Source organism: Streptomyces sp. NPDC058401, from assembly GCF_042722885.1.
In the GTDB taxonomy this organism is placed as follows: domain Bacteria; phylum Actinomycetota; class Actinomycetes; order Streptomycetales; family Streptomycetaceae; genus Streptomyces.
Window position 1 is genome coordinate 17,174 of the sequence record NZ_JBHXKA010000004.1, and the last position, 24,937, is coordinate 42,110.

At 74.7% G+C, this 24,937-nt stretch carries 18 protein-coding genes and 1 pseudogene; 7 read left to right on the plus strand and 12 right to left on the minus strand.

Annotation, left to right across the window (positions count from 1 at the left end):
* Nucleotides 1-68 precede the first annotated feature (68 nt).
* On the plus strand, nucleotides 69-929 hold the full coding sequence (locus tag ACFWNV_RS02355; RefSeq protein WP_383939219.1) for an NAD(P)-dependent oxidoreductase: 861 nt from the start codon (nucleotides 69-71) through the stop codon (nucleotides 927-929).
* 10 nt (nucleotides 930-939) lie between these two features.
* On the opposite strand, the gene ACFWNV_RS02360 is transcribed toward ACFWNV_RS02355, so the two are convergent.
* The 3 genes from ACFWNV_RS02360 to ACFWNV_RS02370 all read right to left on the minus strand — a co-directional run bounded on the left by ACFWNV_RS02360 (nucleotide 940) and on the right by ACFWNV_RS02370 (nucleotide 6,728).
* On the minus strand, nucleotides 940-3,051 hold the full coding sequence (locus ACFWNV_RS02360) for an ATP-binding protein (RefSeq protein ID WP_383939222.1): 2,112 nt from the start codon (nucleotides 3,049-3,051) through the stop codon (nucleotides 940-942).
* Nucleotides 3,052-3,115: 64 nt separating this feature from the next.
* Nucleotides 3,116-3,442, minus strand: coding sequence for a hypothetical protein (locus tag ACFWNV_RS02365; RefSeq protein WP_383939225.1), 327 nt, complete (start codon nucleotides 3,440-3,442; stop codon nucleotides 3,116-3,118).
* Between the two features lie 2,509 nt (nucleotides 3,443-5,951).
* Entirely contained in the window at nucleotides 5,952-6,728 is a 777-nt protein-coding gene (locus ACFWNV_RS02370) for an NAD(P)H-dependent oxidoreductase (RefSeq protein ID WP_383939228.1), read from the minus strand.
* A gap of 155 nt (nucleotides 6,729-6,883) precedes the next feature.
* On the opposite strand from ACFWNV_RS02370, the gene ACFWNV_RS02375 reads away from it, so the two are divergent.
* A complete protein-coding gene (locus ACFWNV_RS02375; RefSeq protein WP_383939231.1) occupies nucleotides 6,884-7,735 on the plus strand; it encodes a helix-turn-helix transcriptional regulator in 852 nt (283 codons plus the stop codon).
* On the opposite strand, the gene ACFWNV_RS02380 is transcribed toward ACFWNV_RS02375, so the two are convergent.
* Nucleotides 7,732-8,460 (minus strand): FadR/GntR family transcriptional regulator, encoded by a 729-nt coding sequence (locus ACFWNV_RS02380; RefSeq protein WP_383939233.1) that lies wholly within the window; start codon nucleotides 8,458-8,460, stop codon nucleotides 7,732-7,734. The two genes, ACFWNV_RS02375 and ACFWNV_RS02380, sit on opposite strands and share 4 nt — an antisense overlap.
* Before the next feature lie 151 nt (nucleotides 8,461-8,611).
* Between ACFWNV_RS02380 and ACFWNV_RS02385 the strand changes: the two genes are divergently transcribed.
* Nucleotides 8,612-9,127 carry a gluconokinase gene (locus tag ACFWNV_RS02385; RefSeq protein WP_383939236.1) on the plus strand — a complete coding sequence of 172 codons (516 nt, stop codon included), beginning with the start codon at nucleotides 8,612-8,614 and terminating at the stop codon, nucleotides 9,125-9,127.
* A 100-nt stretch (nucleotides 9,128-9,227) separates the two neighbouring features.
* Nucleotides 9,228-10,625 carry a gluconate:H+ symporter gene (locus tag ACFWNV_RS02390; protein WP_383939239.1) on the plus strand — a complete coding sequence of 466 codons (1,398 nt, stop codon included), beginning with the start codon at nucleotides 9,228-9,230 and terminating at the stop codon, nucleotides 10,623-10,625.
* Between the two features lie 41 nt (nucleotides 10,626-10,666).
* Here ACFWNV_RS02390 and ACFWNV_RS02395 read toward each other — a convergent pair whose 3' ends face one another.
* The 7 genes from ACFWNV_RS02395 to ACFWNV_RS02425 form a co-directional block, all read right to left on the minus strand.
* On the minus strand, nucleotides 10,667-10,945 hold the full coding sequence (locus ACFWNV_RS02395) for a hypothetical protein (protein WP_383939242.1): 279 nt from the start codon (nucleotides 10,943-10,945) through the stop codon (nucleotides 10,667-10,669).
* Nucleotides 10,942-12,135 (minus strand): hypothetical protein, encoded by a 1,194-nt coding sequence (locus ACFWNV_RS02400; protein ID WP_383939245.1) that lies wholly within the window; start codon nucleotides 12,133-12,135, stop codon nucleotides 10,942-10,944. The genes ACFWNV_RS02395 and ACFWNV_RS02400 overlap by 4 nt, the downstream gene beginning before the upstream one ends.
* A gap of 113 nt (nucleotides 12,136-12,248) precedes the next feature.
* A complete protein-coding gene (locus ACFWNV_RS02405) occupies nucleotides 12,249-13,508 on the minus strand; it encodes a cytochrome P450 (RefSeq protein ID WP_383939248.1) in 1,260 nt (419 codons plus the stop codon).
* Between the two features lie 187 nt (nucleotides 13,509-13,695).
* The gene (locus tag ACFWNV_RS02410; protein ID WP_383939251.1) at nucleotides 13,696-14,259 is read right to left on the minus strand and encodes a protein phosphatase; all 564 of its coding nucleotides are present in this window, start codon (nucleotides 14,257-14,259) and stop codon (nucleotides 13,696-13,698) included.
* 40 nt (nucleotides 14,260-14,299) lie between these two features.
* Nucleotides 14,300-15,202 carry a hypothetical protein gene (locus tag ACFWNV_RS02415; protein WP_383939254.1) on the minus strand — a complete coding sequence of 301 codons (903 nt, stop codon included), beginning with the start codon at nucleotides 15,200-15,202 and terminating at the stop codon, nucleotides 14,300-14,302.
* Nucleotides 15,203-15,377: 175 nt separating this feature from the next.
* Nucleotides 15,378-16,265: a DUF4436 family protein gene (locus tag ACFWNV_RS02420; protein WP_383939256.1), complete on the minus strand. Its 888-nt coding sequence runs from the start codon at nucleotides 16,263-16,265 to the stop codon at nucleotides 15,378-15,380.
* Entirely contained in the window at nucleotides 16,262-17,425 is a 1,164-nt protein-coding gene (locus tag ACFWNV_RS02425) for an agmatine deiminase family protein (RefSeq protein ID WP_383939259.1), read from the minus strand. Before ACFWNV_RS02425 ends, ACFWNV_RS02420 begins: the two co-directional genes overlap by 4 nt.
* Before the next feature lie 304 nt (nucleotides 17,426-17,729).
* Between ACFWNV_RS02425 and ACFWNV_RS02430 the strand changes: the two genes are divergently transcribed.
* Together ACFWNV_RS02430 and ACFWNV_RS02435 are read left to right on the plus strand one after the other, a co-directional pair.
* The gene (locus ACFWNV_RS02430) at nucleotides 17,730-19,466 is read left to right on the plus strand and encodes a serine/threonine-protein kinase (protein WP_383939262.1); all 1,737 of its coding nucleotides are present in this window, start codon (nucleotides 17,730-17,732) and stop codon (nucleotides 19,464-19,466) included.
* A gap of 33 nt (nucleotides 19,467-19,499) precedes the next feature.
* A pseudogene (locus ACFWNV_RS02435) lies at nucleotides 19,500-19,598 on the plus strand (DUF4343 domain-containing protein); the annotation flags it as partial.
* A 63-nt stretch (nucleotides 19,599-19,661) separates the two neighbouring features.
* On the opposite strand, the gene ACFWNV_RS02440 reads toward ACFWNV_RS02435, so the two are convergent.
* Nucleotides 19,662-23,243 (minus strand): S8 family serine peptidase, encoded by a 3,582-nt coding sequence (locus tag ACFWNV_RS02440; protein WP_383939265.1) that lies wholly within the window; start codon nucleotides 23,241-23,243, stop codon nucleotides 19,662-19,664.
* 208 nt (nucleotides 23,244-23,451) lie between these two features.
* On the opposite strand from ACFWNV_RS02440, the gene ACFWNV_RS02445 reads away from it, so the two are divergent.
* Nucleotides 23,452-24,936 (plus strand): MFS transporter, encoded by a 1,485-nt coding sequence (locus ACFWNV_RS02445; RefSeq protein WP_383939268.1) that lies wholly within the window; start codon nucleotides 23,452-23,454, stop codon nucleotides 24,934-24,936.
* The last annotated feature ends 1 nt before the right edge of the window (nucleotide 24,937 follow it).

Here is a 24,937-nt window from a genome sequence, read left to right on the forward strand (position 1 = left end):
CGGATCCCGCGCCCGTGGAGACTGTCCCCCGGGGACACCTGAGGGATCACCGGAAGGGAAGTACCGCCATGAGCACCGTCGCGCTGCTGGGGACCGGAATCATGGGGTCGGGCATGGCCCGCAACCTGCTGAGGTCCGGGCAGGAGGTCCGGGTCTGGAACCGCACCCGGGAGAAGGCCGCCGCGCTGGCCGCCGACGGTGCGGTGGTCGCCGACAGCCCGGCCGAGGCGGTGGCCGGGGCGGACGTGGTGATCACCATGCTCGCCGACGGCGCGGCGGTGAGCCGGGCCATGGCCGCGGCCGTGGAAGGCCTGAGCGCCGGTCAGGTGTGGGCGCAGATGGGCACGGTCGGCATCGCCTCCCTCGACGAACTGGCCGCCTTCGCCGCGGAACACGGACTGGTCTTCGTGGACGCCCCGGTGCAGGGCACCCGCGAGCCCGCCGAGGCCGGAACCCTGGTGGTCCTGGTCGGCGGCCCGGCCGACCCGAGGCTGGACCCGGTCTTCGCCGCCGTCGGGAGCAAGGTGCTGCGGGCCGGGGACGAGCCGGGAGCGGCGACCCGGCTGAAGCTGGCCACCGTCGGGTACGCGATCACCGTGACGGCGGCCCTCGGCGAGGCCCTGGCGCTGGCCGAGGGGCTCGGGGTGGACCCGGACCTGTTCGCGCAGGCCGTGACCGGCGGCCCGATGGACAACCCGTACCTCCAGGCCAAGATGAAGGCCGTACTGGACCGGGACTTCACGCCGAGCTTCACGGTGCGCGGCGCCGAGAAGGACACCGGCCTGATCGCCGAGGCCGCGGAGGCGGCCGGGGTGTCCGTGGATCTGGCCGTGGCCGCACGGGCCCGTTTCCACCGCGCCGACGCCCTGGGGCACGGGGGCGAGGACATGGCGGCCGGCTACTTCGCGGGCTTCCCCGACCAGCCCTGAGCCCGGCCGCTCAACTCCCGTACGGGTGCGGGCGGGTGCGCAGGGCGTGGCCGTGCCGGAGGCCTTCGCGGAAGGCCTCCTCGTACGCCTGGTCGCCGAGCGCTCCGCGCGCGGTCCGCTCGAACTCCTCCCGTACGGAGGCCAGTTCGGGCGTACCGCGCTGCGGGTGGCCGACCGCCTGCCAGTAGGCGTGGCCGGTGCCGTACGCGCGCGCCGCGCCGGCCCCGTCCCCGGTCGCCGCGCGGGCCGCCGCGAGCAGGTCGAGGCCCAGGGCCGTGCCGAAGCTGTCGCCCAGCTCCCGTTTGCTCTCCAGCATGGCGCGGGCGTGGACGGCGGACTCGGCGGGGCGGCCCTCGAAGAGGCAGATCAGGGCCAGTTGGTAGTCGGCGTAGGCCCGGGTCCAGTGTTCGCCCCGCTCGGCGCAGCCGGCGCGCAGCAGTTCGGCCTCGTCCCGGGCGTCGGTGAACAGGCCCGTGCCGGTGAGCGCGAAGACCCGTACGAGGTGGCAGCGGATCCGGGGCCCCGAGTCGAAGGGCGTGCCGGGGAAGGCCTCCAGGGCGTTGTCGGAGACGATCCGCGCGGCCAGCGGCCGTCCGGCCAGCAGGTGGCTCAGGCCCAGCAGGTACGCGGCGTCCAGCGCCGGGCCGGGGTCCCCGTCGAGCCCCGCGGCCAGGGCCTCGCAGCCGACGGCGATCCGGTGGGCCTGCTCCTGCTCGCCCTGGAGCAGCAGGGTCACCCCGAGGGCCCACAGGGCGCGCACCCGGACCCGCGGGGCCACCTCCTCGGGCCGTGCGGCGGCCAGTGCCCGCTCCAAGTAGCCGCGTGCGGCGTGCAGATGGCCGCAGCAGGCCCAGTAGAAACCGGCCCGGGAGGCCAGGTCCAGTGCCCGTTCCGGGGCGGTGGCCAGGTAGTGGTCGAGGGCCGCGCACAGGTCTCCGTGCACCGCCTCCACGTGCCGGTACCCGATCCGCTGGTCGGGACCGAGCCAGTCCCGCTCGGCGGCGCGCACGAGCTCGGTGAAGTACGCGGCGTGCGCCTCCCGCAGCGCCTCGCGCTCCCCGGCCTCGTCGCGCCACATGGCCCCGTACTCCCGGATCGTGTCCAGCATCCGGTACGAGCCGTCCGCGCCCCGGCGTACGACGGACTTGGCGACCAGGGCGTCGAGCAGCGCGGGGACGTCCGTCCCGGCGAGCGGGGCGGCGGCGCAGACGGCGCGCGCGGCCGCCAGGTCGAAGGCGCCCCCGAACACGGACAGCCTGAGCCACAGCAGCCGTTCGCGCGGGGTGCACCACTCGTGGCTCCAGCCGATGGCGGTGCGCAGCGCGCCGTGGCGCGGCGGCCGGGCGGGGGCCGGTGCGGACAGCGGGCCGATCCTGCGGGCGAGCCGCACGGCCAGCTCCTCGACGGTGTGGTCGGTCAGCTGCGCGGCGGCCAATTCGAGCGCGAGGGGGATTCCTTCGAGGCGGGCGCACACGGAGCGGGCGGCCGCGAGCCGGGCCTCGGTCCAGGGCGGGGCCTGCCCGGGGGCGGCAGCGGCGGCCCGCCGGGTGAACAGGGCGAGGGCCTCCTCGGCGCCGGACGGGTCGACGGCGTGCGGCAACGGGCCGATGTCCAGGACGCGTTCGTCCGGGAGCCCGAGCGGCTGCCTGCTGGTGAGCAGCAGGACGAGGTGCGGGGCCGCGTCGAGCAGCTCCCGCACGAGGTCCCGTACGGCGGTCACCAGGTGCTCGCAGCAGTCCAGTACGAGGAGCAGCCGGCGCCCGCCGATCCACTGGCGCACCGCTGCGGCCGGGGTGCGGGCGGTGTGGTCGGCGAGGTCGAGGGCGTCGGCCACGGTGGCCACGAGCAGCCGTTCGTCGGGCAGCGGGGAGAGGTCGGCCCAGTGCACCCCGTCGGGGAAGGGGCCCGCCTCTGCCTGGCCCGCCTCTGCCAGGCCCGCCTCCGCCAGGCCCGCCCGGCCGGCCGCGCGGCGGGCCAGGCGGGTCTTGCCGACGCCTCCCGGCCCGGTCAGGGTGATCAGCCGATCCTCAAGCAAAGCCCGTTCGAGCGCGGCCAGTTCACCGGTACGCCCCACGAAGGAGGCGGAGTCCGCGGCCTCGTACCCGTCGCCATGTCCCAGCACCCGCCCAGTGTGGCGTACGGGGCGGGTGTCGGGCAGCGGTCGGGATGGGGCGGCGTCCCCCGGGTCAGGCCGCCGGCGGCGGGGGCGGCACCGTTCCGGGCTGCGGATGTACGGCCGCCCAGGGTGCGTCGCAGGTGACGGAGCGCCCGTTGGTGACGCAGTGGGTGTGGTAAAGCGTGCCCGTCTTGGTGACGGCCTTGACCTTCACGTCGTTGCCGTGGATGGCCAGGGCGACCGTACAGACGTCGGCGGGGTAGCCGGTGACCGGTGCGACGGTGAGGTCGGTCCAGGCGAAGTCGCCCCACTGGCCCGCCATATCGCGGGTGCGGCGGCCGAGGTAAGTCTTGCCGTCCTTGAGGACGAGCGCGAACTCCTCGGAGTTGTTGGGCATCTGGTTGTCCACCGAGGAGCAGGGACCCATCGGGCCCTGCACCCCCTGCGGCCCCACCGGGCCCAGCGGCCCGACCAGCCCGATGGTACCGGTCGGGCCCGGAGCGCCCTCCCGCCCGGGCGGTCCCGCGAACCCCTGCGGGCCCCCCGCTCCGGCAAGCCCGGGCAGCCCCTGCGTGCCCGCCGGCCCGGCCGGACCCGCGGGCCCCTGCTGCCCCTGCGGCCCGGCCGCCCCGACGTCTCCGGTCCGCCCGATGTCCCCCTTGGGCCCCGGGTCGCCCTTGCGCCCGACGGCCCCGCGATCCCCCTTGGGCCCGGCGAGCCCCCTCTCGCCCTGCTCTCCCTTGGGCCCGGCGAGCCCCCTCTCGCCCTGCTCTCCCTTGGCACCGGGCTGCCCGGCACTCCCCTTCTCCCCCGGCTCGCCCTGGAGTCCCGGAGGCCCTGCATCGCCCTTGGCCCCGGTGTTCCCCTTCCCACCGGCCTCACCCCTCGGCCCCGGCGGACCCGCGTCCCCCTTGGGCCCGACGCCACCCTTCTCCCCCTTCGCACCCTTCGGCCCCTTCGGCCCCTGGGCCCCGTCCGGAGCCGGGCAGGGGTGACCCCCCTCGGTCACCGCCTCGGCACGCCGCCGCCCACAATTCCCGTCGGGCCCGCCGGAAGCCGCCCCCGGTGCACGAAGCGCAGCCCCCGACACCGGGACCGCATCCGGAACGGACCCCCCACGAGCCCCGACCACCACCCCCGAACCTTCGGCAGCCGACCCCCCTGCCTCCGACACCCCCTCCCCGGAGACACCCGCCGCCCCCCGCCCGGACACCGGCACGGCGCCCCGTCCGAACCCCGACACCGCACGGCGCCCGGCCGCGCGTCCCACACCCTCCGCCGCCTCCGACTCCGAGCCCTGCCCGGCCGCGCGCTCCACACCCTTCGCCCTATCCGGCACCGAGCCCCGCCCGGACTCGCGCACCGCGCCCTTCGCCTTATCCGGCACCGAGCCCCGCCCGGCCTCGCGCACCGTGCCCCTCACTGAGGCCGACTCCGAGCCCCGCCCGGACTCGGGCACCGCGCCGCTCGCCGGGGCCAGCACCGCACCCCGCCCGGCCTCGCGCACCGCGCCGCTCGCCGGGGCCGGCACCGAGCCCCGCCCGGCCTCGCGCACCGTGCCGTGCCCGGCCTCGGGCACCGCGCCCTTCGCCGCTACCTGTTCCGCGCCCGTACCAACTTCCGGCAACGGGGCCCTCCCCGACTCGGCCACCGCGCCCCACCCGGACCCTTGCGCCGCGCCGCTCGCCGACTCCGGCGACGTGCCGCGCCCGGACTCCGGCACCGCACCCCTGGTCGCCTCCTGCTCCGAGCCCCGCCCGGGCTCCTGCGCCGCGCTCCGCCCGGATTCCGGCGCCGTGCCACCGTTCGAAGCCCGCGCGCCGGCCTCGGCGGCCGACACCGCGCCACCACCGGAGGTCACCGCACCGCCGTCGGAGGCCACCGCCGGGACCGTGAATCCGCCGAGCGCCACGGCCACGGGCAGTACCAGGCCACCGGCCAGCCGGGCCCTTCGTCCGGTTCTTGCTGTGGAAGACATGCGAGTACCCCTTCGCCGCACGGAAATGGTCATCTGCTCCGGCCGAAGCGAGGGGGAGCATCTCCCGGAAGACGGCCCGACGAAGATCAAAAACGCTCATGCCGCCACAGCGTCAACGAGTTGGTCCAACGACACGCGGTACCGGTACGCCGGACGGCGGGGGCACCCGCGCCACCCGCCCCGAACCCTCCAGCACCCCGGCCCCACCTGGCCCGCCCGAACCAACGCACAGGCCCCACCGGCCCACCGGCACACCGACCCACCGACCCCGCCGGCACACCGACCCCGCTGGCTCCACCGGCCCACCAAGCCCGCCGACTCCACCCGGACGCCGGGACGCCGGGACGCCGGCACACCGGGACTCCAGGACGCCGGCACACCGAGCCCGCTGGCTCCACCGACCCACCAAGCCCGCCGACTCCACCGGGGCGCCGGGGCGCCGGGGCGCCGGGGCGCCGGGACTCCGGGGCGCCGGGACTTCGACCCACCGGCCCACCGGCCCACCGGCCCACCGGCTTACCGGCTTACCGGCTCACCAGCTCACCGACCCACTGGTCCCAGCCGCCCACCGGCCCAGCGATCCACCGGCCCCACCGGCCCAACTGGCCCACAGGCCCGCTGGCCGGCACGACCAACCCGGCCAACCCGGCCAACCCGGCCAACCCGGCCAACCCGGCAGTGCAGTCCGCACAGCAGCCCAACCAGCACGCCCAGCACGCCAGTCCGACCAGCCAGGTCCGCACGACAGCCCAACAAACCCGGTCAGCTCGACCAGTCCAGTCGGCACGACCAGCACGGCCGGCACGGCCAGTCCGGTCGCCCCGCCCAGCAAGGTCGGCACGACCAGCGCGGCCAGCACAGCAGCCCAACAAGCCCGGCCGGCACGACCAGCCCGACCACCCCACCCAGTCCACCCCGCGGCCAGCGGTCACCGTACGTGGAGGCCGAAACCCGTCCGGCCCGACCGCTCCAGGCCCTCCTTCAGGTGCAGCGAGGGGATCTCGTAGTCCCCGAAGTTCTGCCGCCGGAAGGCGATGGGTTCGGTCGACTCCAGGGTGAGCAGGCGTTCCTCCCACGCCTTGGCCACGTCCGCGTAGTCCTCGTCACTCATCCGGTCGCTGCCGTACTGCACGAACGGCGGCAGTGCCTCGATGCCGGGGTAGTAGAGGATCCCGTGGTGGATCGGGAACAGCAGGTCGTCGATGGGGCCGTTGATCCCGCGGGCGGCGTAGTGCGATTCGGGGCCGCCGACGGTCACCGACAGCAGGGCCCGGCGGCCCGCGAGGGTGCCTTCGCCGAAGCGTTCCCCGTACTTGGTGTCGCTGTGCTCGCCGACTCCGTAGGCGAAGCGGTAGGTGAACACCCGGTCCACCCAGCCCTTGAGGATCGCGGGCATCGAGTACCACCACAGCGGGAACTGGAAGATGACCGTGTCGGCCCACAGGAGCTTCTCCTGTTCGGCGAGCACGTCCGGGGTGAGCTCCCCGGCCTCGAAGGCCCGGCCCGAGTCCAGGGCTACCTTCAGCGGGCTCGACGCGTGGGGGCCGTAGTCCCCGGCGTCCACGACGGCCTTCCAGTTCATGGCGTACAGGTCGCTCACCCGGACCTCGTGGCCGGCGGCCTCCAGCGTGGACACGGCCAGGTCCTTCAGCGAGCCGTTGAGCGACCGCGGGTCGGGGTGGGCGTGGACGATCAGCGTCTTCACGGGAACTCCTCGGAATCGGGATCGGATGCTTCGATCCTGGCCGCCGCGACGCCCGGTGTTCAGGGGCGCCGCTTCCGTCGGACCGGCCTTCCTGGTACCGGCAGGGCCACCCTCGCGGGCTCCGCCGCGGGCGCCGCCGCGGCCATACTGGGCTCATGGACGATCTTGCGGGCTTCCTGCGGACCCGGCGCGCTCGGGTCGACCCCGCGGCCGCGGGCATACCCACCGACAGCCGCCGCCGGGTCGAAGGCCTGCGCCGCGAGGAGGTCGCGCACCTGTCCGGGGTCAGCGTCGACTACTACGTGCGCCTGGAGCAGGGCCGCGCGACCCAGCCCTCCGAGCAGGTGCTGGACGCGCTCGCCCGCGTACTCGGCCTCGACGAGACCGAGCGCGAGCACCTGTACCGGCTCGCCCGGCAGCGCCGCCGCCGCGCCAAGGCGCCTTCCGGGCGGATCCGCCCGGAAGTGCTGCGCGTCCTCGACCTCGTCGCCGGCGCGCCCGCGTTGATCATGGACCACCGCCTGGACGTGCTCGCCGGGAACCGCCTCGCCGGTCTCCTCTTCGGCCGGCCGATGCCGGGCCTGAACACGGCCCGGCACCTGTTCCTGGAGGAGGCCGAGCGCGGCCTCTACGCGGACTGGGACCAGTGCACCCTCGACGTGGTCGGGCACCTGCGGCTGGCCGCGGGCCAGTACCCCGACGACCCCGGGCTGGCCTCGCTCATCGGTGAACTGGCCATGGGCAGCGAGCGCTTCCGCCGCCTGTGGGCCCGCGCGGACGTGCGCGCCCGCACCCACGGCCGCAAGGCGTTCAGCCACCCGCTGGTCGGGCTGCTGGAACTGCACCAGGAGAACTTCGCCCTGCCCGGCGAGTCGGGCATGGAACTGCTGGTCCTGTCCGCGGCCCCGGGCACCCCCGCCGAGGACGGCCTGCGCCTGCTCGCGGGCCTGGGCCCGGACGCCGCCGCCGCGCGTCCCCCGGCGAAGGCTCCGAAAGAGACCGCCTAGGGCGCCAGTACGTCGAGTTCCTCCAGCGCGCCCACCGCGATCTGCCGAGTCAGCGCCTCCGCGGCGGCCGCGTCGCCCTCCCGTACGGCCTCGGCCACCCGTACGTGCAGGGTGACGGCCGCGGGGTCGGGATCGTGGAACATCACCGCGTGCTGGGTGCGTCCGGTCAGGACCTCGGCGACGACGTCGCCGAGCCGCGCGAACATCTCGTTGCCGGAGGCGTTGAGGACGGTCCGGTGGAAGGCGATGTCGTGGTGGAGGTACCCCTCGAGCTGGTGGCCGCGTGAGGTGCGGACCATGCCCAGAGCCGCCTCGGTGAGTTCGGCGCACTGGTCCGGAGTGGCCCGGACCGCCGCGAGTCCGGCCGCGACCGGTTCGACGGCCGAGCGCAGCACGGTGAGGGAGCGCAGTTGCCGGGGGCGGTCCGCGCCTGCCAGGCGCCAGCGGATGACGCGCGGGTCGTAGACGTTCCACTCCTCGGTGGGGCGGACGGTGACGCCGACCCGGCGGCGGGACTCGACCAGTTGCATCGATTCCAGCACGCGGACCACCTCGCGGACCACGGTCCGCGAGGCGCCGAAGCGCTCCGCGATCTCGTCGGTGCGCAGCACGCTGCCCGGTGGGTGCTCCCCGGCCGTGATCGCCAGGCCGATGGTGTCCAGTACGCGGGAGTGGAGTCCCTGGCCGCCCGGCCCGTCCGGTCCGCCCGGCCCTTCAGTGGTCATGGCGTAAGCGTACGGTGACCACCGAACGGACAAAAGATGTGACGTTTTACCTCCGAGCCCTTGAATAAGTACTACGTAATGGGTTTCAGTGGTGCCCAGGCCCTCCGGGCCGATGTCAACGAGGACAGGCACGACGAAAAAGAGGTGCGCAATGACGCGCGTCATTGTGGTGATGGGTGTGGCCGGGACGGGGAAGACGACCGTGGGCCGGCTGCTCGCCGACGCGCTCGCCCTCCCCTACGCGGAGGGCGACGCCTTCCACCCGGCGGCCAACGTCGCCAAGATGTCCGCCGGCACCCCGCTGGACGACACGGACCGCCGGCCCTGGCTGGACTCGATCGGCGAGTGGATGCGCAACCGGGCCCGCGTCGGCGGCGGGGTCATCTCCGCCTCCTCCCTCAAGCGGGCCTACCGGGACCGGCTCCGGGCCGTCGCGCCGGACACCGTGTTCGTCCATCTCACCGGCGACCGTCCGCTGATCGAGGAGCGCATGGCCGCGCGCACGGGGCACTTCATGCCCACCACGCTGCTGGATTCGCAGTTCGCCACCCTGGAGCCGCTCCAGCCGGACGAACTCGGCGTACTAGTCGACGTGTCCGGAGCCCCGGAGGAGATCACCGCCCGGGCGCTGGCCGCCCTCCGCGACCTCCCGGCGCCGGTCGCGTAACCAGACGGTCACGCAACCAGGCAGTCGCGCGACCCGCCGAGCCCGCCCCCGCCCCGCCCCGCCCCGTCCCTGAACGAGAACGAACGAAGGAACCGTCACCGTGACCAGTCTCAGCGTCGAGACTCTGGCAGCGGCCGCCACCGAGCCGATCACCTCGGCCGGCAACACCCAGCTGGGGATAGCCGTCCTCGCGGGCATCGCCGTCATCGTCCTGCTCATCACCCGCCTCAAGCTGCACGCCTTCCTGGCGCTGACGCTCGCCTCGCTCGCCCTCGGGGTGTTCGCCGGCGCCCCGCTGGCCAAGACCGTCTCCAGCTTCACCGCCGGACTCGGCTCCACCGTCGCGGGTGTCGGCGTCCTCATCGCGCTCGGCGCCATCCTCGGGAAGCTGCTCGCCGACTCGGGCGGCGCGGACGAGATCGTGGACACCATCCTGGCGCGCGCCAAGGGCCGGGCCATGCCCTGGGCGATGGTGGTGATCGCCTCGGTGATCGGCCTGCCGCTCTTCTTCGAGGTCGGCATCGTGCTGCTGATCCCGGTGGTCCTGCTGGTCGCCAAGCGGGGCAACTACTCGCTCATGCGGATCGGCATCCCCGCGCTGGCCGGCCTGTCCGTGATGCACGGGCTGATCCCTCCGCACCCCGGCCCGCTGGTGGCCATCGACGCGCTCGACGCGAACCTGGGCCTCACCCTCGCGCTCGGCGTGCTCGTCGCCATCCCGACCGTCGTCATCGCGGGTCCGGTGTTCTCCCGGTACGCGGCCCGCTGGGTGGACATCCCGGCACCCGAGCACATGATCCCGCAGCGGCCCTCGGCGGAGCTGGAGCACCGCCCGCGCTTCGGGGCGACGGTCTTCACCGTGCTGCTGCCGGTGGGGCTGATGCTGATGAAGGCACTCGTCGACATCGTGGTCGACGACCCGGCCAACGGGGTCCAGCGGGTCACAGACGTGGCGGGCTCCCCGCTGATCGCGCTGCTCGCGGCGGTGCTCGTGGGCATGTTCACCCTCGGCCGGGCGGCCGGCTTCACCAAGGACCGGCTGTCCGTGACGGTGGAGAAGTCGCTGGCCCCGATCGCGGGCATCCTGCTGATCGTGGGCGCGGGCGGCGGTTTCAAGGCGACGCTGATCGACGTGGGCGTCGGCCAGATGATCATGGACCTGTCCGAGAGCTGGGCGATACCGACCCTCCTGCTGGCCTGGCTCATCGCGGTGGCCATCCGCCTGGCGACCGGCTCGGCCACGGTCGCCACCATCTCCGCGGCCGGCCTGGTGGCCCCGCTCGCAGCGGGCATGCCGTCCACCGAGACCGCCCTGCTGGTCCTCGCCATCGGCGCCGGTTCGCTCTTCTTCAGCCACGTCAACGACGCCGGATTCTGGCTCGTGAAGGAGTACTTCGGCATGACGGTCGGCCAGACCCTCAAGACCTGGTCGGTGATGGAGACCATCATCTCGGTGGTCGGTCTGGGCTTCGTCCTCCTGCTGTCGCTGGTCCTCTGACCGGCCCCTCCCCACCTTCTTCCGGTGAGCAGGTCAGCAGGTCAGCCCGTCCGCCGGTACCTGCCCCGTGTCCCCTCCCGGGGCCCGGGGCGGGCCAGTTGGGCCGCCGCCAGGTCGAAGCCGCCGGCCGCGGTGGCGCAGCGGTCGGCCAGGGACGCCACCTCGGCGCGGAAGGCGTCGGCCCCCGGGCCCTGCCAGCGCAGGTCTCCGGCGGCCCGGCGCAGTCGCTCGGCGTGCGAACGCAGGGCGGCCGAGTGGGCGCGCAGGCCCTCGGCCGGGCCGGTCTCGGCCCGGGTTGCGGGCCCGTCGGTGTCGGTCACTGGGGCCGCCCCGGAACGTAGACGTCGGGATGGCCCGGGAGTCGCACGAGGTGGCTGCCGGTGATCCGGCCCCCGAAGGCGGCGAGGGCCGCCGCCGGACCCGGCTCGGTGCCGGAACCCACCCAGGTGACCCGGTAGACGGTGGTGAACTCCCGGCTCGCGGCGAGCCGTCCGGCCGTGCGGGCGCCCGGGCCGTGACCGAGCAGGGCGAGTTCGGTCCCGGACGGCACGAGGCGGCGTACGGTCGCGGCCACGTCCCGGACGTGCGCGGCGGGCTCGACGGGCTCGACGGGCTCGATGGGCTCGATCAACTCCGCGTACGGGGCTTCGCCACGGCCGGACTCCGTTGGCGGTCCGGCGAGTTGGAGCACGCACCGCTCGACCCCGTCCGGGCCGACGACCTGCTGGATCAGCACCGCGCCCGGGGAGCCGCCGATCCGCTCGGCATTGCCCCGGTACCCGGCCGGGGTCCCGGTGGTGTCCAGTTCGGCGAGCAGCCGGCTCCCCGGCTCGGAGCAGGCGGGGCCCCGGTCGAAGAAGGCCCGCAGGGCGGCGCCGATCCCGAGGAGCGGTTCGGCGGCCGCGGCCCTGCCGGTGGCGACCTGCCAGCCGGCGTGGTCGTTGAACGGGTTGTCGTCGGTCAGCGCGTTCCAGGCCAGGATGTCGGCGAAGGAGGGGTTCAGCAGCGCGAAGGCCGGCCCCTCGCCGCGTCGGCGCACGAGCTCGCGGAACGCCCTGGCGGCGTCCGCCTGCCGGTCCTCCTCCACCGCGAGGAACACCTCGGCGGCGGCCGGGTCGGCCGACCTCGCCGGGTTACGGGTGCTCTCGGCCCGGATCCGGCCCTTGAGGCCGCACACCGCGAGGCTGACGGCGAGGTTCTCCCGGCCGGTGAAGACCCCCGCGAGCCAGCCGGCCCGCGCCACGCCCCGCCCCCGGGCGGCCCAGCCGAGCCCCTCCGGGTCGGTGAGGGCGCGCAGCAGCGTGCGCCAGGCCGCGCGGCGGCGGCTGCCGAGGCCCAGCGCGGTGACCGGCAGCCGGGAGCCGAGGGCGAGCCGGGAGGCGTAGCGGGCGGCTTCGCCGACGGCGTCGGCCGCCTCGGCCAGCTCCCGGCACAGGGCGTCCAGTTGATCGGCGTCCGGGTCGGTGGGCGCGGAGGTCGCGGAGGTCCCGGGGGTCGCGGCGTCGGACATGGATTCCTCGTCGGGTCGGGTGAACTTCGGGCAGGACGGGGCGGGCGAACGGGTCGGGCGTCGGCCGGGCAGGGCCGGTAGCGGATTCCGCAGGTGGCACGGAATCCGCGGATTCAGCGGCGGGTCAGGCGCAGGCGGATGCCCTGCGGGTCCAGCCCCGCGGGGAGCGGGCCGAGGGGGTCGAGCAGGGGCCGGACGGGCCCGACCCGGTGTCCGCGGAGCACCTCCGCGCAGAGCGCCGCGGTGACCAGCAGTCCGAGCTGTTCGCCGGGGCAGCGTCCGCCGGCATGGCTGAACGGGGCCATCCGGACGTCCAGGTCCGCTTCGCGCGAGGCCCACCGTCCGGGTACGAAGACGTGCGCGGCGGGCACGTGTTCGGGGTCGCGCTGGTGGAACAGCACGGGCAGCACCACACAGGTACCGGCGGGATGCCGCACGCCCCGCCATTCGGTCTCGGCCCGGGTAATCCGTATCAGGTCGGGCACGGCCGGATAGAGGCGCAGCGATTCCCGGACGCAGGCCCGCAGCCGGGGCAGCGCGCCCGGGGCACTGCCCTGCGGCCATCCGGCGGCCCGGGCCTCGGCGGCGACGGCGTCCTGTTCGGCCGGGTGCGCGCCGAGGAGGAGCAGGGTGCGCAGCAGGACGCCGGGGACGAGGTCGAAGGCGGCCAGCCACTGGCGGACCTGTCCGACCGGGTCCGGTCCGGCCCGGTCCGGCCCGGCCGGCCCGCGGAAGGGCTCTGCGTGGCGGCGGGCCCGCCCGACGAGGGTGTGCGGCTCCGCGAGGTCGGCGTACGCGGCGATCCGCGCGCCGGCCCTGTCGTGGAAACGCCCGAGCCTGCGGCCGAGTTCCGCGTCCTCGGCGGCGGCGTCGCCGAGGACGATGCGGCGGGCCGCGCGGGCCACGCAGTGGCGGACGCGGGCGAGTTCGAGGGAGCCGCCGGCCGTCAGGCGCCGGGCCTCGTCGGCGAGGACCGAGAGGAACGCCCCGCACGAGGGGTGCACGGTCAGCCCCGCGGCGAGCACGGAGTCGTCGACCGACCGCCGCCCGTCGGGGAGTCCCGTGTGGGCGCAGCCGCCCGTTCCGGCGGCGGGCCGGGCGGGCGTGCCGACGGGTTCGGCGTAGAACTGCCGGATGTCCTGCGGATCGAGGATGAGCAGGACGGTGCCGGTCAGCCCCCGTACGAGTACGGGGGCCCCGCCGTGCCGCTCGCGCAGGGCCCGCAGGGTGGCGGCGGACCAGCGGGGCCGGCCCGGCCCCACGTGCCCCCGCACCGCACGGGGGCGGACGCTCACGAAGCCCCGTACCAGGGCGGGCAGGGTGTGGGCGGCGGCGAACCGGGCGCTCTCGCCGCGCCCCGCCCCCGCCGTCATACGGGCGCCTCCGCGGCCGGGGCCGGTGGCGTGCGCGCATCGCGGGCGGTCTCGTGTGCCGTACGCATCCGTGTACCTCCGCGCAGCCTGGACTCGACGGTGGGTGATCTCGCGCTCACCGTACGTCGACCACCCCGGCTCCGCGCCCCGAGGACCACGAGGGGGGTACGGGCGGCCCGCGGGCGGCCTACGGAAGCGAGGGCGCGCCCGGTTCGGGGCCGGGGCGGGGATCGAGTCCGGAGCCGGGATCGAGGTCGACGAGCAGTGCGGCGATGTCCGGACCTGCGGCGAGGTAGTCCGTGAAGGTCTCGTTGTGCAGGGCCCAGGGGGACCGTCCGAGGCGAACGAGGCCGACGGCGGTGGCCGGGGCGAGGCCTCCCTCGACGAGGCACTGGGCGACGACCAGTCCGGAGCGGTTGTAACCGGAATGGCAGCGCACCAGGATCCGCCGTCCGGAGTCGAGTGCCGCGCGGGCGGCTGCGGCGAGGCGGAGGACGGTGTGCAGCTGTGCGCCGGTGAGGGCGGCGTCGGGAATCTCGCCGACCAGGTGTTCCACGCGCGGGTCGGGGCCGTGGCCCGGGCAGGTGAAAAGGCTGATGACGAGGTCGAACTCGGCTCCGACGACGACCGGCCGCAGTTCCCCGGCCGGGTCGGTCCAGTAGTGGCCGCCCATCCACAGACCGGGAATGATCTCGTCCCAGGGACTCTGTGGACCGGGTACGTCACGGTCCTTCTGCCGGGTCTTCTTCATCTGACTCCGAAGATACAACAGCGTTGATTTCGGGGGGAGTTCAGCCGAAGACCGCTTCGCGGAAGGCCGTGCGGAGCGGGGGCGACGGGGTGGTGGGCAGGAGGGCCGCCCAGCGTCGTGCGCGCGGGGAAATCCACAGGGCCGGGCCTTCGCCGTGGGACCAGGATCCGTGCGGGCCGGGGTGCCAGAGGAGGCCGCGGGCGGGCAGGAGTTCGCCGGTGCGGATGCGGAGGGACTGCGCCGTCCAGGACGGGCTGACGGGGCCGCCGCCCTGCGGGGTGAGGAGGTGGCTCAGGAACCGGCCCAGGTCGGCGGCGGGCGCGCGCAGGGTGCCGTCGGCGGCGAAGCGCGTCCGGGCCATGCCCAGCGGGCCCCAGACCCGCTCGGCGGCGAACCCCGCGAGGGGGCTGCCGCACAGCCGCTCGGCGAGTCCGACGAGCGCGGGCGACACCCCGGAGCCGTGGGTGAGCAGATGGTGCGCGGTGGTTCCGGCGGGCAGGCCGTCGCCCGCCCCGTAGGCGGTGAGCGGGGTGTGCAGGGCCAGCTCCCCCGCGTCCACGAGCATCCCGATGACGGGCCAGACGGCCAGCACGGCCACGAGACCACCGCCGTCGGAGGCACCGGCGGCGCCCCGCGCTCCGGCCCGGGGGCCGACTCCGGCTGCGGCTCCGGCTCCGGGCCAGGTCCGGGCTCCCTCCAGGGCGGGCTCCGAGGCCTCGGCGCCGGCTCGGTCCAGGAAACCGGTCGCGGCCTCCACCACCACCTCCGGGCCGTCCGCGCCGCCGACGGCCCAGCCGGCCCCGGGGTCCGCGTCCCGTACGACTGCCACGATCCGGTCGACGCCCCCGTCAGGAGCCTGCCGCGTGACCGGTTCGCACGGCCCGCGCTGCCCGGCGGACCCGGTCTCGTCGGCCTGCCCGGCCCGGTCGCTCTGGAGCGTCATGGTCAGCCACGGTACGGCGCGCTCCGCACCCGCTCCGCGCGTCGCGCGGTCAGGGCGCGCCGAGCCACCCGAATGCCCCCGCCGTACCGGGCGGGCGCGCGGCGCCGTACGGGGCGGGGCGGGGCTTGGCCCCGCACGGGACACGGCGGGCCGGCGCTGGGCCCCGTACGCCCGTTCAGGCCGTCGCCGGTGCTTCCGCCGTGTCCGCCGGAGGCTCCGCGCGGATGCCCGTGACGACCACGGTGATCAGGCAGAACGCGATGAGGATCTCCGCCCAGAGGAAGGCGAGGTAGTCGAGCAGGCAGCCGATCGGCGGTGTGCCCGGGGCGGTGTTGCGGAAGGCGGCCAGGGCGAACAGGGTGGCAGCCATCCAGCCGAGGGCGGGCCAGGTGAGTCCCTTGCGGCGGGTGACGAGGTACCACGCGCCGATCAGGACGGACACGGCGAGCGCCCACATCGCGATCATCATGAACACCGCGAACACGAGCACGCTGTTGGAGCGGGCCAGCCCGATGTCGAGGACGGCCGTGCCGTCCTTCGTCGTCGTGGCCTCCACCGTGGACGAGAAGAGCACGTCGTTGTTGGAGAACCGGACCCGCACCGGAACCTTCTCGTGGCCCAGTACGGCCGCGAACTCCACGTCCGCCCCGTAGGCGTCGAAGGGGTAGTCCGTGATGGACCCGCCCGTCAGGGCCACCGGCACGTCCAGGGTGGAGATGCGCTGGTGGGCCTTGAAGGCCAGGTCGCCGCGGGTGGCCGTCGAGGTCTGGAGCGTGAGGTCGTCGGCGGGTGCGATCCCGCCGGCCTCGGCCAGCGCCCCGCGCGGGGTGACCAGGACCCGCAGCACCAGCTCGCGCCCGGCTGCGTCGACGCGCTGGACGGTCGCTTCGACGTCCACCCGGTCCGGATCGGCCGGTCCCGTGGCGTGGACGGTGTCCTGGGCCTGGCGTTCGCCGAACTGCAGCCAGGCGCCCACCCCGACCGCCGCCACGATCGCGAGCAGGAGCAGGCCGGGCAGCAGCGGGAGGCGCCGCCCGGAGGGGCGGCGTCGCACTGCGCTCACGCGGCGGGCTTGCCGGGCTGGTCGTGGGTCGAGCAGTGGATGCCGCCGCCGCCCGAGGCGATCGTGTCGATCGCGACGGGGACGACGTCCCGCTTGGGGAAGTGCTCCTGCAGGATGCCGCGGGCCCGGTCGTCGGCCTGGCGGTCGCCGAACTTCGGCATGAAGACGGCGTCGTTGGCCACGTAGAAGTTGGCGTAGGTCGACACGAAGTCGTCGCCCCGGCCCGTGATCTTGTCCAGGTCGGGCTGCGGCAGGTCGATGATCTCGAACTTCCGGCCGCGGGCGTCGGTGGCCTTCGACAGGACCGACTTCGCCTGGTCCGCCGAGCGCGACCAGGAGTCCTTCGGGGTGTTCGGGTGTGCGCGGTCCAGCAGGACGACGCCGGGGGCGGTGAACCGTACGAGGCTGTCCACGTGGGCGTCGGTGATGTCCTCGCCGCGTACGCCGGCCAGCCAGACCACCGTCTCCACGCCGAGGGTCTGCTTGAGCTCGGCCTCGATCCGGTCCCGGTTCTTGCCGCGGTTGCGGTTGTCGTTGACGATCGAGCTCTCGGTGATCAGCAGGGTGCCCTCGCCGTCGGTCTCGAAGGAGCCGCCCTCGGCCACCAGGGGGGCTTGCACCCGGGGGATCCCGTACTTCTGGAGCAGGAGCCGCCCGACCTGGGCGTCGTTCTTGTGCTCCTGCTTGTTGCCCCAGCCGCTGAAGTTGAAGTCGACGCCGACGACCTTGCCGCCCTCCTCGACGAAGACGGGGACGGTGTCACGGGCCCACAGGTCGTCCACGGCCAGCGGGATCACCTCGACCTCGGAACCGCAGGCCTTCTGCGCCGCGGCCACCTGCTCCGGGCGGGCCATCATGATGACCTCCTCGAACCCTCCGACGGCCCGGGCGATCCGCGCGATGTCCTCGCGCACGTAGCGCAGGTCCTCCATCCAGACCGCGTCCAGGGCGGGCCAGGCCATGAAGGTGCGGGTGTGGCTCTCCCACTCGGCTCCGAGCCTGCGCTGGGCGCCGGCCGGGGACGGCTGGGTGGAGCCCTCGGGGGCGTTGGAGCGCGGGGCGCTCTGGGAGGGGCCGCAGGCGGCGGCTCCGAAGGCGAGGGCGCCGATCCCGGCGAAGGTGCGGAGGGCGGTCCGGCGCGTGGGGGGCAGGTGGGACACGGGAGGGCTCCGATCAAGGGCTGACGGGACGCACTGCATCCGGCCAGGACGGGCGCGGGAGGCACGGCACGGGCCGACCGTCCCGGGCCCCTGAGACAAGGGTGCGCCCTCCGTCCGCGAAGGGCCGTCACGCGGGCGGATGGTGCGGGCACGTGTCGCCCACTCTGGCACTGACTGAAAATTCAGTCAATTCATGGCACGATGCGCGCAGGCCCCTGCCGCATCGCGGCGCATCGCATCGCATCGCGGCACAGCGCGGCGAATCGCGGCGCGGCGCGTCCCGCCTCGTCGAAAGAGCCACCGCATGTCCGAGCAACACCCCGGCGCAGAGCCGGCCCCGACGGCACTGTCCGCCGACGACCCCCGGGAGATCGGCGGCTACCGCCTGCACGCCCGGCTCGGCTCCGGCGGCATGGGCGTGGTCTACCTGGCCCACACCCCCGGCGGCCGCCCCATCGCACTGAAGGCCGTCCGCAGGGAGCTCGCCTCCGACCCCGAGTTCCGCCGGCGGTTCGCCCGGGAGGTGGCCAGCGCCCGCAGGATCCACGGCCTGTTCACGGCCCAGGTCATCGACTCGGGGGTCGAGGACCCCACGCCGTGGCTCGCCACCGCGTACGTGGCCGGCCCCTCGCTCCACGAGGTCGTACGGCGGCACGGGCCGCTGCCGGCCCGCACGGTCCTGCTGCTCCTCGCGGGCATAGCCGAGGCGCTCCAGGCCATCCACGGAGCGGGCGTGGTCCACCGCGACCTGAAGCCGGCGAACGTGCTCCTCGCCGGGGACGGCCCCCGCGTGATCGACTTCGGCATCGCCCGGGCGGCCGACGCCGCCGCGCTGACCGGTACGGGGCTGCGCATCGGCACGGCGGCGTTCATGGCGCCGGAGCAGGCGCTCGGCCATCTGGCGACGCCGGCGACCGACGTCTTCGCGCTCGGGACGCTGGCCGCGTACGTCGCGTGCGGGATCGCCCCCTTCGGGAACGGGCCGGAGTCCAGCGCCCTCTACCGGGTCGTCCACGAGCACCCCGACCTCACCCGGGTGCCGCACGAGCTGTACGGCCTCGTCTCGTGGTGCCTCGCGAAGCACCCCGAGGACCGTCCGCAGCCGGCCGAGGTGATCGCCTCCGTACGGGCCCACCCGCTGGTGTGCGGGCAGCCGGAGTTCACCGACGGCTGGCTGCCCCGGCCGGTCCGGGAGGAGCTCGGGGGCGGCGGGGCCGGCGGGGGCGGCGGGGCCGGGGGCAACACCGTCCGGCCCGCGCCGGCGCCCGCGCCGTTCCAGGCGACCAGAACGGCCACCGCGGCCCCGGGCCGGGCGGGCCTTGCCCCGGCCTCCCCCGGACCGGGGCCGGACGCCGGTGCCCGGCCCACCGGACAGACCCCGGCCCCGGCCCCGGCAGCTGCTTTCGTCCCCGCCCCCGCACCGCCGTCCACCCCCGTGCCGGGCCGCGGACGCCGATTTCCCGTACTGCCCGCCCTCCTGGTGGCCGGCGCCCTGCTGGCCGCCGCCGGAACCGTGTACTACCTGGACGGCCCCACGGGCGAGGCCCCGAGCACCGGCCCCGGCCCCGGCCCCGTCACCAGCGTCCCGCCCGCCGACCCCAAGGCCTCCGCGCCTACCTCCGCCACGCCCACGGCCGGCGCCACCCCGGCCGACCCCGCCGACCCGGCCGCCGCGTACCTGCCCGGCTACGCGAAGGCCCGGCTCACCGCCCCCGACTCCGGATACGAGTTCGACCTGAGGGCCGGGAAGGTGGTGCCCGCGGAGTCGGCCGCCTGGTACCTGGCGCACGACGGCCGGTCCCTGCTGCCCTCCGAGGAGTCGGACTCCTTCGTCTCCGACTCCGGGGAACTGTCCGTGGCCGCCTGTCTCCAGGGCATCGGGACCCGCCCGGCCGCCGCCCTGCCGTTCGCCGCCCTCGCGAAGACCCGGCCGTTCTGCGTGCGCAGCCCGGACCGGAGCGAGGTCGCGATCGTCAGACTGGTCGAGGCCCCGGCCGGCGAATCCGTCACGATCCTGGTGGACCAGTACCGCCGCGGCTGACGCCCCGGCCGGATCCGAAACCGGATGACGCCGTACGGGCTGCGCAGGCCCGTCTTCGTGAAGCCGCCGAACGACAAGGACATCCCGGCACTCGTCCACGCCGACGGCTCCCGCCTGCCGGGCCCAGAGGCTGAAAAGCAGGGGGCGGGACGCCCGGAGGCGCCCCGCCCGTCGTGCTGTCGGTCGTGCTGTCGGTCAGGTCTTGTCGGGGCGGTCCGTCACGCGCAGGGAGTTCAGCAGGGGTTTGCCGAAGCCGGTGTGGGTGACGAAGCGGACGTTGAGGGTGCCGTCCGTGACCGTGACCGTGTAGGTGCGGGTCAGGGCCGTGTAGGAGCCCGCCTCCAGGGCGATGTCCAGGGAGGGCAGTACTTGGGCGCCCTCCGCCAGGACGTCGAAGACGCGCTTGTTCGGTTTGGTGGAGGAGAGCTCCGCGAAGCCCAGTTCCACGGTGTAGGTGCCGTTGGGGACGTTGTCGAAGCGGTATTCGTACATGCCCTCACGGGCGTTGCGGAAGAGCTTCTGGTCGTCCGTGCCCGCGATCGTGCGGCTGGTGGACTGGGCCGAGGCGTTGCCCTGGTAGCCGTACGAGCCCGTCGTGTACTTGCGGTCCGGGGACCAGCCGTCGCCCAGCGAGTCGGTGCTCGCGGCCGTGGCGCCGGCGTCCAGGGCGACCTGGTAGCGCGGGACGACGAGCTTGACGGGGACGGTGAGCACCGGGGTCCGGCCGCTGGCCGAGGTGATCTTCAGGTCGGCGGTGAGGACGGTGCCCGGGGTCAGGCCCGTGGTGTCCACGGACAGGGTGAGCGGGGCCTTCCCGCCCGTCGGCAGGTCACCGGTGCCCGGGGTCGCGGTCAGCCAGGCCGCGTCCTCGGCCGCCGTGAAGGCCGTGCCGAGACCGGGGTTGGTGAGGTCGAGGGTCCGCGTCCGCTTCTGGCCGGGCGGCAGGACGATCTCCACCGCCGGCTTCGACGGGGTCACCTTGCCGGTGCGCAGGGACCGGGTCACCTGGGTGACGTCGGCCGCCTTGACGTCCACGGTGGCCGCCACCGGCTCGTACTGGGCGGCGGTCAGGGCGAGTTCCCGTACTCCCGAGGGGCTCTGGACCACGTACCCGCCGTCGGCCGCCGTGGTGGCGGAGACCGCGGTGGCGCCCGTGCCGAGGGTCACGGTGGCTCCGGCGACCCCGTTGCCGTCGTTCGCGTCGAGCACCCGGCCCGCGACCACGCCGCTCTTGGTGGTGCGGAAGGAGACGGACAGGCCGTCCGTGATCACGGGGGTGTTGAAGGAGTACTTGTAGGCGTCGGTGCCGGTGGCGTTCTCCACGCCGACCGTGGCGGTGGAGCCGCCCTTGATGCCGGTGCCGCCGGTGCCCTTGTAGGTGTACCGGACGGTGCCGTCCTCGCCGATCGCGGCCGAGAAGGAGAACGTGTCGGACTGCGCCGACCAGTGCGACACCTGGCGCCATTCGATGACGTAACTGCGGTGCGGCGCCGTGCCGGTGACCGCGGTGAAGACTCCGGATCCGCTGCCGTCGGCGCCGACGACCAGGTCGTCCCAGAACGGGTACAGCGCCGCGTTGGGCGTGGCCGTGCTCGGGATGTCCCCGTTGATGTCGCCGGTGTTGTTCCCGCCGAGGCTGACCGTGCCGTTCGTGCCGATCCAGGCCTGCCCGTACGTCTTTCCGTAGAGCGGCAGCGGGAAGGGCAGGTCGACGCGCTCGGTGGTGTTGTCGCCGGTCAGCGCGAGCCGCCGGTCGCCCGGCTGGTACGGGCCGGTGTTCGAGGTGGCGCAGGCGTAGCCGTAGGTGTCGGTGCGTTCGGGGAGGTTCACCGCGACGGTGGCGTCCCCGGTGAGGGTGACCTTGGCCGTGCCGCCGGTGAGGCAGCGCGAGGCGTGGGTGGCGTTCACGTCGTACGTGCCGTGCGGCAGGGTGACCTCGAAGCGGCCCTGCGCGTCGGTGGTCGCGGTCACCGGGGTGTCCGCGATGCTCACCGCGGCGCCGGCGACGGGGCCCGCGGCCGAGGAGACGGTGCCGGTGAGCTTGCCGGATTCGGCCTGGACGAGGTCGATGTCGCCCGTCGCGGTGGCGTTCTCGGTCACCGACACGGTCGCGGCCTGCTGCCCGTAGCCGAACTTCGACGCGGTCACCGCGTAGTCGCCCACGGACAGGGAGGCGAAGCCGTACGTGCCGTCGGCCGCGGTGGTCGTCGTACGGTCGATCGGGCCGTCGGCGACGATCTTCACACCGGCGACGGGCTGCCCGCCGGAGCGCACGGTGCCGCCGAGGGCGCCGATCGCGCCGCGCGGGGCGGCGTTGACGGCGGCGAGCACGTCGAGCTTGCCCTCGCCGAAGACGTTGTTGTCGGCGGCGGTGCCGCCGCACTGGCTGCTGTCGGTGTCCAGCGCGGTGCCGTCCAGCAGGGCCGTGGTCTGCGCGATGTCGCCTTCGAGGGCGGGCGCGGCGGACCAGAGCAGGGCCACGGCGGCGGCCGTGTGCGGCGAGGCCATGGAGGTGCCCGAGAAGGACGCGTAGCCGCCGGGGACGGAGGAGCGCACGTTCACACCGGGAGCCGAGATGTTCGGCTTGACGATGCCGCCGGGGCCCGCGCCGCGCGAGGAGAACGAGGCGATCGCGCCGTTGATGTCGAAGGCGCCGGAGCTGTAGGAGCTGTCGTAGTCGCCGGGCGAGCCGCTGGTGGCGCAGCCCGGGCCGGAGTTGCCGTTGGAGAAGGCCGGGAAGATGCCGGCCGCGCGCCAGGTGTCGACGATCTGCTGGTACCAGGTGTCGCCGCCCGTGCCGCCCCAGGAGTTGTTGACGATGTGCGGGGCCAGGTCGGGGCGCGGGTTCTGGCCGTTGAGGTCGGTGGGCGCGACGATCCACTGGCCGGCGGCCAGCAGCGAGGCCTCGGAGCAGGAGGTGGTCTCGCAGCCCTTGGCGGCGATCCACTTCGCTCCCGGGGCGACACCGATCTTGTTGGCGCCGCCGTCGTCGCCGACCATGGTGCCCATGGTGTGGGTGCCGTGGTCGTTGTTGTCGCAGGGGGCCGCGGTGGGGCAGACCCCCGCCGGGTCGAACCAGCTGTAGTTGTGGTCGTAGGTCCCGTCCGCGTTCTTGCCGCGGTACTGGTTGGCCACCGCCGGGTGCGTGTAGTCGACGCCGCTGTCGATGTTGGCGACGACGATGCCCTCGCCGCGCACGCCCAGCTGGTCCCAGACCTGCGGCGCCTTGATGCGGTCGATGTTCCATTCGACGGCGTCGGCCGCGATCTTCTCCCGCTTGCCCTCCGCGGGCTTGGGGAGGTCGACCTTGTCGTCGGCGTCGATCCGGGCGACCTCGGGGCGCTGGGCCAGTGCCCCGGCGAGCTTCTCGGTGCCGACGACGCGGACCGCGTTCACGATCCAGTACGAGGTGTACTCGGCCTTCGCGCCGTCCAGGGCCTTGATCAGCTCGGCCTGGCTGCGCGCGGCGTGGTCCTTCTTCAGCCGCAGAACCGTTTCTGCCTTGGCCGTGCGGGTCTGCTGCCGGGCCGCGGAGGTGAGGTCGGCGGCGCTGTCGAGGTAGACCCAGAAGACGGCCTTCCCGGAGCCGTCGAGCTGGGTGCGCAGGCTCGGTTCGATCTTGCGCTCGGCCGCGCCCGGGGTGGGTCCGGGGTCCGGTGCGGCTGCGGCCACTCCCGCGCCCAGGGGCAGCAGCAGGGCCGCGGTGAGGGCGGCGAGCCCTGTGCGCAGCAGTCGTAATCGTGAGCCGGAGGTTCGTCGGGTGTCGCTTCGTGCCACGTGTGGTCTCCTCGTACGCCGTGTGCAGGTCGTGCGGAAAGGGTGTGCGTGACGTGCGCGGGCCATGGTGCGGGAGGTGTCATGCTCCGTACAAGAGGGCCTATTGAGCCGTACCGGCCCCGCCGGGTGGCTGTTCCCGGCCCCGCCGGGTGGCTGTTCCCGGCCCCGCCGGGTGGCTGTTCCCGGCGCCGCGGTCCAGCCTGGGGGAATGACCGCCCCCGTCCCGCCGCCCGCCCCCGGGGTACGGCTCGGTACCGCCCAGGGCCGGTGGATCGTGCTGACCACCGTGCTCGGGTCCGCCATGGCGCTGCTCGACTCGACCGTGGTCAATGTGGCCCTGCCCGCCATCGGACGGGATCTCGGCGCCGACCTGGCGGTGCTCCAGTGGACGGTCAACGCCTACCTGCTGACCCTCGCGGGCCTGATCCTGGTCGGCGGGGCGCTCGGGGACCGGTTCGGGCGCCGCCGGATCTTCGTGCTCGGGGTGGTGTGGTTCGCGGTGGGTTCCCTGCTGTGCGGGATCGCCCCGAACGCCGGGGTACTCATCGCCGCCCGAGCCCTTCAGGGCGTCGGCGGGGCGCTGCTGACACCCGGATCGCTCGCGCTGATCCAGGGGTCCATCCATGCGGACGACCGGGCCCGCGCGGTGGGCCTGTGGTCGGGGTTCGGCGGGGTGGGCGCCGCGGTGGGGCCGTTCCTGGGCGGCTGGCTGGTGGACGGGCCCGGCTGGCGCTGGGTCTTCCTGCTGAACGTGCCGGTGGCCGCGCTCTGCGTCCCGGTCGCGCTGCGGCACGTACCGGAGTCGCGCGATCCGGTGGCGCACGGCCGGTTCGACGTGGCCGGGGCGGTCCTCGGGGCGGCCTCGCTCGCGCTGCTGACCTACGCGCTCATCGAGGCCCGTTCCGGCACCGCGCTGGTGGCGGTCGCCGCCGTGGGCGGCGTACTGCTGGCCGGGGCGTTCGTGGTGGTCGAGCGGCGGCGGGCCGATCCGATGGTGCCCCCGGACATCTTCGCCTCGCGCCGGTTCACGGCCGTCAATCTGGTCACCCTGTGCGTGTACGCGGCCTTCGGCGGCTTCTTCTTCCTCGTGGTGCTCCAGCTCCAGGTGGTCTCCGGATACTCGGCGCTGGCCGCCGGCGCCGCCCTGCTGCCCACCACGGCCCTGATGCTGCTGCTGTCGGCCCGCTCCGCGCAGCTCGGGGAGCGGATCGGGCCGCGGATCCCGCTGACCGCGGGGCCGCTGCTGTGCGCGGCCGGGATGCTGCTGATGGTGCGGGTGGGCCCGGAGGCCTCGTACGTACGGGACGTGCTGCCGGCGCTGCTCGTGATGGGCCTGGGCATGGCGGCCCTGGTGGCCCCGCTGACGGCGACCGTCCTGTCCTCGGTGGACCCCGGCCGGGCGGGCCTGGCCAGCGGCATCAACAACGCGGCCGCGCGCGCCGCCGGGCTCCTCGCGGTGGCCGCGCTGCCGCTGCTGGCCGGGATGGGGCCGGACGCGTACCTCTCGGCCGGGGCCTTCGACGCGTCCTTCGGGCGGGCGATGTTCTGGTGCGCCGGGGTGCTGGTGGCCGGGGCGGCCCTGGCCTGGACGACCGTACGCTCCCCCGCGCCCGGGGCCTGTCACCCGCAGTGCCGCACGAACTGCGCGGTGACCGCTCCGCCGCTCGAACCCCCGGGAGCGGCGGAGCGGTGAT

What these genes read in the sequence shown, in the direction of transcription:
- ACFWNV_RS02355 (WP_383939219.1), top strand. Translation starts at nt 69, where the DNA reads ATGAGCACCGTCGCGCTGCTGGGGACCGGAATCATGGGGTCGGGCATG.
- ACFWNV_RS02365 (WP_383939225.1), bottom strand. Translation starts at nt 3,442, where the DNA reads ATGCCCAACAACTCCGAGGAGTTCGCGCTCGTCCTCAAGGACGGCAAG.
- ACFWNV_RS02375 (WP_383939231.1), top strand. Translation starts at nt 6,884, where the DNA reads ATGGACGATCTTGCGGGCTTCCTGCGGACCCGGCGCGCTCGGGTCGAC.
- ACFWNV_RS02380 (WP_383939233.1), bottom strand. Translation starts at nt 8,460, where the DNA reads ATGACCACTGAAGGGCCGGGCGGACCGGACGGGCCGGGCGGCCAGGGA.
- ACFWNV_RS02385 (WP_383939236.1), top strand. Translation starts at nt 8,612, where the DNA reads ATGACGCGCGTCATTGTGGTGATGGGTGTGGCCGGGACGGGGAAGACG.
- ACFWNV_RS02400 (WP_383939245.1), bottom strand. Translation starts at nt 12,135, where the DNA reads ATGTCCGACGCCGCGACCCCCGGGACCTCCGCGACCTCCGCGCCCACC.
- ACFWNV_RS02405 (WP_383939248.1), bottom strand. Translation starts at nt 13,508, where the DNA reads ATGACGGCGGGGGCGGGGCGCGGCGAGAGCGCCCGGTTCGCCGCCGCC.
- ACFWNV_RS02410 (WP_383939251.1), bottom strand. Translation starts at nt 14,259, where the DNA reads ATGAAGAAGACCCGGCAGAAGGACCGTGACGTACCCGGTCCACAGAGT.
- ACFWNV_RS02415 (WP_383939254.1), bottom strand. Translation starts at nt 15,202, where the DNA reads ATGACGCTCCAGAGCGACCGGGCCGGGCAGGCCGACGAGACCGGGTCC.
- ACFWNV_RS02430 (WP_383939262.1), top strand. Translation starts at nt 17,730, where the DNA reads ATGTCCGAGCAACACCCCGGCGCAGAGCCGGCCCCGACGGCACTGTCC.
- ACFWNV_RS02445 (WP_383939268.1), top strand. Translation starts at nt 23,452, where the DNA reads ATGACCGCCCCCGTCCCGCCGCCCGCCCCCGGGGTACGGCTCGGTACC.